Source organism: Oceanicola sp. S124, assembly GCF_000220565.1.
Lineage (GTDB): Bacteria > Pseudomonadota > Alphaproteobacteria > Rhodobacterales > Rhodobacteraceae > Pseudooceanicola.
Genome location: NZ_AFPM01000028.1, coordinates 1 through 6,636 on the forward strand (window position 1 = coordinate 1; position 6,636 = coordinate 6,636).

The 6,636-nt window shown below is 68.6% G+C and carries 7 protein-coding genes; 4 read left to right on the plus strand and 3 right to left on the minus strand.

What is annotated here, in order from left to right; genetic code table 11:
- The first annotated feature begins 11 nt into the window (after positions 1–11).
- The 4 genes from OS124_RS0102485 (at position 12) to OS124_RS0102500 (ending at position 3,670) form a co-directional block, all read left to right on the plus strand.
- Positions 12–611 (plus strand): uracil-DNA glycosylase family protein, encoded by a 600-nt coding sequence (locus OS124_RS0102485; protein ID WP_040606550.1) that lies wholly within the window; start codon positions 12–14, stop codon positions 609–611.
- The gene (locus OS124_RS0102490; RefSeq protein ID WP_010137728.1) at positions 608–1,396 is read left to right on the plus strand and encodes an SseB family protein; all 789 of its coding nucleotides are present in this window, start codon (positions 608–610) and stop codon (positions 1,394–1,396) included. Before OS124_RS0102485 ends, OS124_RS0102490 begins: the two co-directional genes overlap by 4 nt.
- 311 nt (positions 1,397–1,707) lie before the next feature.
- Complete coding sequence (locus tag OS124_RS0102495) at positions 1,708–2,994, plus strand: lipoprotein-releasing ABC transporter permease subunit (RefSeq protein ID WP_010137729.1); 1,287 nt, start codon at positions 1,708–1,710, stop codon at positions 2,992–2,994.
- Positions 2,987–3,670 (plus strand): ABC transporter ATP-binding protein, encoded by a 684-nt coding sequence (locus tag OS124_RS0102500; RefSeq protein ID WP_010137730.1) that lies wholly within the window; start codon positions 2,987–2,989, stop codon positions 3,668–3,670. The genes OS124_RS0102495 and OS124_RS0102500 overlap by 8 nt, the downstream gene beginning before the upstream one ends.
- Positions 3,671–3,776: 106 nt before the next feature.
- Here the strand turns inward: OS124_RS0102500 and OS124_RS0102505 are convergent, their stop codons facing one another.
- From OS124_RS0102505 to OS124_RS0102515, 3 genes are all read right to left on the minus strand, one after another.
- Positions 3,777–4,121, minus strand: coding sequence for an RcnB family protein (locus OS124_RS0102505; protein ID WP_010137731.1), 345 nt, complete (start codon positions 4,119–4,121; stop codon positions 3,777–3,779).
- Between the two features lie 47 nt (positions 4,122–4,168).
- On the minus strand, positions 4,169–5,101 hold the full coding sequence (locus OS124_RS0102510) for a glycosyltransferase family 25 protein (protein ID WP_010137732.1): 933 nt from the start codon (positions 5,099–5,101) through the stop codon (positions 4,169–4,171).
- On the minus strand, positions 5,094–6,636 hold a 1,543-nt coding region (locus tag OS124_RS0102515), incomplete at its 5' end, for a DNA gyrase/topoisomerase IV subunit B (RefSeq protein ID WP_010137733.1). The genes OS124_RS0102510 and OS124_RS0102515, both read right to left, overlap by 8 nt.

The following is a 6,636-nucleotide window of genomic DNA, read 5'->3' on the forward strand; positions in this document are numbered from 1 at the left end:
AGATTGGGCGCATGGAAGAGCTTCTCTCGGATATCCGCGCCTGCCGTCTCTGCACGGCGCGCTTCGCCGCCACCCGCACCCGGCATGCCCCCGCGCCGGTGGTCTGGCTGGATCCGCGCGCCCGCATCCTGATCGCCGGACAGGCGCCGGGTCTGCAGGCGCATGAGAAGCAGCGCCCCTTCGAGGACCGCTCGGGCGACCGGCTGCGCGACTGGATGGGGGTGAGCCGGGCCGAGTTCTACGACCTGGCGAACCTTGCCTTCCTGCCCGCCGCCTTCTGCTTTCCGGGCTACGACGCGAAGGGCTCGGACCTGCCGCCGCCGAAGCTCTGCGCGCAGACGTGGCACGCGGAGATCCTGCGGGGCCTGCCCGCGCTGCGCCTGCGCCTGATGATCGGCGCCTATTCGCAACGGTTCCACATGGGCGTGCGCGCCTCGCTCACCGAGACCGTCTCGCGCTGGCGTGAGGCCCCGGCGGGCGTGATCCCCTTGCCTCATCCCTCCTGGCGCAATACGGCATGGCTGAAGCGCAACCCATGGTTCGAGACCGAGCTGCTGCCGGTCCTGCGCCAGCAGGTACGAAAGGCCCTTTCCGAAGGGAACGACATATGAGCGAAGAGACCCCCCTCGACCGGGCCCATGCGGCCATGGAAGCGGCGCCCGCCGATGACACTGCGCGGCTGCGCTTCTACGAACGCCTGGCCGACAGCGAGCTGTTCCTGCTGCTGGCCGGCGAGGCCGAGGGCGAGGCCGCCGCGCCCGAGCTGTTCCCCGTCGAGGACGTGAGCTTCGTGCTGGTCTTCGACCGGGAGGAACGGCTGTCGGATTTCACCGCCCGCCCCTCGCCCTATGCCGCCATGTCGGGTCGCGCCATCGTGGAACAGCTGGCAGGGCAGGGCATCGGCCTGGCGGTGAACCTCGAAACCCCCTCGGCAATCCTGATCCCGCCCGAGGCGGTCGCCTGGCTTGCGGAAACCATCGCGCATCAGCCCTCCGAGGTCGAGGCGCAGATCGAGGCCTTCCACCCGCCCGCCGGCCTGCCCGAGGTGCTGATCACCGCGCTGGACCAGAAGCTGGCGACGGCCCGGGGACTGGCCGACTGCGCCTTCCTTGCGGGCACCGAGGACGAAGCCGGGCGGCGCTCGCACATGCTGGCCTTCATCGACGCGATCCCCGGCGCCGAACCCTCGCTGGCTCGCGCCGCCTCCGAGGCGCTGACCTTCTCGGGGATAGAGGCGGGCGAGATGGACGTAGGCTTCTTCCGCGCCTCCGATGTCCATGCCGGGGCCCTGGCCCGCGTCGGGCTGCGCTTCGACCTGCCGAAACCGCCCGAACCGCAGGAACTGACCAGGGCCGCGCCCGGCAGTGATCCCGGGAAACCGCCGATCCTGCGGTGAGGGGAAGGGGGCGCTGCCCCCTCTTGAGCCCTGCGGGCCCAATTCACCCCCGGAGTACTTTCAGCCTGGTGATGATGCTTGAGATGGACATCGGGGCGGCCTCCTTCTCCGTGAAGGGCGTGGCACGCTCGCAATGGGAAAGTAGGCCGCTTCTCCGGGGAGGGCCCTCCTGCGCATCACCAGGCTTAAAATACTCACTGCCGGAGGCATGGCGCGAAAGCGCCATATCGGCGGGCTGCCCTTGACGGCAGGGGACTGCCGCTCCACCTTCCGCCAGACCCCGGGACGGGGCGTATCAGAGGAACGATGACTTGAGCAGAGCCGCCCCCCCGTTTGCCCGCTACGAATGGATGATCGCCTGGCGCTACATGCGTGCCCGGCGGGCCGAGGGCGGGGTCTCGGTGATGACCTGGATCTCGCTGGTCGGGATCTCGCTGGCGGTCTTCGCGCTGATTGCCACGCTCTCCGTCAGGGCCGGTTTCCGGGCCGAGTTCGTCGACACGATCCTGGGTGCGAATGCCCATGTGACGGTGTTCAACTCGGCCGAGGCCGAGGCCAACGGCACCCTGTCGCGCGCAATGCCCGACTATGCCGAGCAGGCGGCGCGGATTGCCGGGGTCGAGGGTGTCACCCGCGCCGCGCCGCTGATCAAGTCGCAGCTGATGGCCAATGCCAACGGCAGCAACGCCGGGGTCGAGGTCTTCGGTATCGCTGCCGAGGACCTGGCCGCCATTCCCCGCATCGCCAAGCCGCAGGAGGCCCAGGGCGACCTGGCGCGCTTTGACGATGGGGTGGCCATCGGTTCGGGCGTGGCACGCGAGCTGGGGGTCGTCGCCGGGGATCAGATAAAGCTGATCTCGCCCGACGGGGTGAAGACCGCTTTCGGCACCTCTCCGCGCGTCAAGACCTATGAGGTCACCTACATTTTCACTGCGGGGCGCTACGACATCGACCGCACGCGGCTCTACATGCCCTTCGCCGAGGCACAGAGCTTCTTCAACCGCGAGGGCGTGGCCGATGAGATCGAGGTCATGGTCGAGGATCCCGACGATGTCGAGAAGTACGCCCTGCCAATCCTCATGGTGGCGGGCGACCGGGCGCTGATCTGGACCTGGCGTGATGCGTCCGGGGCCTTCCTGCGGGCGCTGACCGTCGAGGACAACGTGATGTTCATCATCATGTCGATCCTGGTGCTGATCGCCTCGCTCAACATCACTTCGGGCCTTGTCATGCTGGTCAAGAACAAGGGTCGCGACATCGGCATCCTGCGCACCATGGGGCTGACCGAGGGCGCTGTGCTGCGTGTCTTCTTCATCTGCGGCGCCTTCACCGGCATCATCGGCACCGCCGTCGGGCTGGTGCTGGGGGTGCTGTTCTCTCTCTACATCGACCCGATCTTCAGCCTGGTGAACTACCTTGCCGGGGGCGGCGTCTGGGATCCCTCGATCCGTGGCATCTACCAGATCCCGGCCAAGCTGCAGGCGGGCGACGTGATCTCCTCGGTCGCGCTGTCGCTGCTGCTGTCCTTCGGCGTCACGATCTTTCCGGCCCGCCGTGCGGCGCGGCTGAACCCGGTGGAGGCCCTGCGCTATGAATGATCCCGTCCTGCGCCTCGACGCCCTGGTGAAGCGCTACCACGCCGGCCAGCCGAACGAGATTACCGTGCTGCGCGACGCCTCGCTGGAGATCGCGCCCGGCGAGGTCGTCGCCATGGTCGCGCCCTCGGGATCGGGCAAGTCGACGTTGCTGCATATCGCCGGTCTGCTCGATGCGCCTGACAGCGGCGCCGTGGCGATCAATGGCACCGAGGTCACCGGCCTGCCGGACCGTCGCCGCACCGCGATCCGGCGCGACGAGGTGGGCTTTGTCTACCAGTTCCACCACCTGCTGCCCGAGTTCTCGGCGGCCGAGAACATCGCCCTGCCGCAGCTGGCCGCGGGGGCCTCTCGCAGCACGGCCATGGCGCGGGCGGCGGAATTGCTGGACCGCGTCGGGCTGACCGAGAGGGCCGAGCATCGCCCGGCCGAACTGTCTGGGGGCGAACAGCAACGCGTGGCCTTCTGTCGGGCGCTGGCCAACGGGCCCTCGCTGCTGCTGGCGGACGAGCCGACGGGCAACCTCGACCCCGCCACCTCGGACCGGGTCTTCGACGCGCTGATGGCGCTGGTGCGCGAGACGGGCATGTCGGCTCTGATCGCCACCCACAATCTCGAGCTGGCGGCGCGGATGGATCGCGTGCTGCGGATGGAGGATGGGCGGCTGGTGGCCGGATAGCCGCGCCGGGCGCGGCCTGCCTTCGGCGAGAGTATTTTCAGCCTGGTGATGACCAAGGGCGCGTCCGGATGCGGGCGCGCCCTTGGTCCTTTCAGCGCACTGCGTGTCAGTTGTTCAGCAGGTCCGAGACGATGCCGATCGCGGCGGCCACGGTCGCCGTGTCGCGCATGACCCGGTAGACCTCGTTGTCGTAGCGGACATAGCGATAGCCATCGCCGGGGTATTGCAGCCCGAAGCGGTCATAGTCGCGGATCACCACGTAGCCCTCGGGCAGGCGGTCGCCCGGCGCGTAGTAATAGCGATGCATCTTTTTCTGGTGACCGGGGGGCACATGGCCCACACCCCAGCCCTTGCCGTTGTTGTGCCCGTTGCCGGGATTGGCATAGGCCGCGCCCGACAGGGCGGTGAGGGCGGTGAGGGCGGTGAGCGTGGCGAAGAGGATCTGTTTCATGGCTGGCTCCTGTTTAGGGGAGCAACGCCGGGACGGGACGGTTTGTTTCAGACGTCGCCGGGATGGGCGGCGGACTGCCGGTCGGGAGCGCTGGCAGCCAGGCGCGCCAGCGTGGTTGCGGGGCCGGCGTCGCCCATCCCGGCGGGCAGCAGCAGCGGTCCCGCCGGTGACAGCGGACAGGGGCGCCGCCGATGGCCGGTCAGCCAGCGGCGCAGCGAGTGTCCGACAGACTTGCGCACCCTGAACTTCCGCTCCGGCGCTTCCTCTTCGTGGCGCATGCTGGAGGCGAAGAGCGGCAGACCCGTCGTGGCCCAGGCCGGCGGCAGCTCTGACCGGGGAACCTCTGCCAGCACGCTGCTCTGGATCGAGACGGCGGGCCAGAGGTGTTGCTGCCGAAGCGGGCAGATCGCCGGGTCGAGGAACAGGTATTCGTCCACCGCCAGGCTGATCTCGGCCATGCCGCGCAATTCCGCCAGCAGGCGCCCGGCGGCCTGCCGGTGCAGCATGTAGGCGCCGGCGGCGATGGTGCGCCCGAGAAGCCGGTGCAGGGCAAATCCCGCCGCCTCGTCCCCACCCCGGACATCGGGCCTGAGACGGATACGGGGAGAGGTATTGTCGAGCGTCTCGATACGGACCAGCTCGGCTTCCGAGTCGCGGGCGGCGAAGTGGATCCCCGCCGCGGCATCCCGGGCAAAGATCGCATCATCCTCCAGCACCAGGCCCCAGTGGGCCGGGCCCGTCGCGATCTCCTGCCAGGCCCGGGCGTGGCTGAGGAAGCAGGCCCGTTCAAGCGGCCGCAGCCGGGCCCCGAAGCGAAGTCCGAGCGCGGCAGAGGCGCGCGGCACCTCCTGCGGGGTGCAGGCGGGCTGGCGCCGGTGCGCAAGGTCGAGGCGGTCCAGCGAGGCGGCCATGTGGGCCAGCCTGTCCCCGGCGCTGTCGAGGTTGATCACATGGGCCAGCAGGTACTGGTCGTCACACATCCAGCTCTTCCACGAAGCGCGCGTTCTCCTGGATGTACTGGAAGCGCAGCTCTGGCTTCTTGCCCATCAGGCGCTCGACCAGGTCGCCGGTCTCGCCGGGCTCGTCCTCGTCGATGGTCACCCGGATCAGCTTGCGCGACTTCGGGTCCATGGTGGTTTCCTTCAGGTCCTTGGCGTCCATCTCGCCGAGGCCCTTGAAGCGGCTGACGTCGATCTTGCCGCGCGCGCCCAGGCCCTTTTCCAGCCACTTGTCGCGCTCTTCCTCGGTCTGGGCGTAGACATGGGTGGCGCCCTGCGTCAGGCGGAACAGCGGCGGGCAGGCCAGGTAGAGGTGCCCGTGGTCGATCATCGGGCGCATCTGGGTGAAGAAGAAGGTCATCAGAAGCGAGGCGATATGCGCCCCGTCGACATCAGCATCGGTCATGATGATGACCTTGTCATAGCGCAGGTCGTCGACGTTGAACTTGGTGCCGAGGCCGACGCCAAGCGCCTGGCACATGTCGGCGATTTCCTGGTTGGCGCCGATCTTGTTGCTGGCCGCGCCCAGCACGTTCAGGATCTTGCCGCGCAGGGGCAGCAGGGCCTGGGTCTTGCGGTTGCGGGCCATCTTGGCCGAGCCACCGGCCGAGTCGCCCTCGACCAGGAACAGCTCGGTGCCCTCGCGGTTGGTGTTGGAACAGTCCGCCAGCTTGCCGGGCAGGCGCAGACGCTTGGTGGCCGACTTTCGCTGGGTTTCCTTCTCCTGGCGGCGGCGCAGGCGTTCCTCGGCGCGCAGCACGAGGAAATCGAGGATGGCCCCGGCGGACTTGCTGTCAGAGGCCAGCCAGTTGTCGAAGTGGTCGCGCACGGCGTTCTCGACCAGCTTGGCGGCAGCGGTGGTGGCCAGGCGGTCCTTGGTCTGGCCGACGAACTCGGGCTCGCGGATGAAGCAGGAGACCAGCGCGCAGCCGCCCGTGACCAGATCGTCGCGAGTGATGTTGGCCGCCTTCTTGTTGTTCACCAGCTCGCCATAGGCGCGGATCCCCTTGAGGATGGCGGCCCAGAAGCCGGCCTCGTGGGTGCCGCCCTCGGGGGTGGGGACGGTGTTGCAGTAGGACTGGATGAACCCGTCGCGCGAGGGGGTCCAGTTGATCGCCCATTCGACACGGCCCGGCTCTCCGAAACGCTCCATGAAGTCGACGCGGCCGCCGAAGGGGTTGTCGGCATAGGTCGAGGACCCTTCCAGCGTCTCGCGCAGGTAATCGGACAGGCCGCCGGGGAAGTGGAAGCTGGCCTCGGTCGGGGTCACGCCGTCGTCGATGGCGGATTTCCAGCGGATCTCGACGCCCGAGAACAGGTAGGCCTTCGAGCGGATCGACTTGAACAGCCGCGCGGGCTTGAAGCGATGGCTGCCGAAGATCTGCTCGTCCGCGTGGAAGGTGGTGGTGGTGCCGCGCCGGTTCGGCGCCGCGCCGATTTCCTCGACCGGGCCAAGGGGGATGCCGCGCGAGAAGCGCTGTTCCACCAGCTTGCGGTCGCGCGCCACCTGCACGACC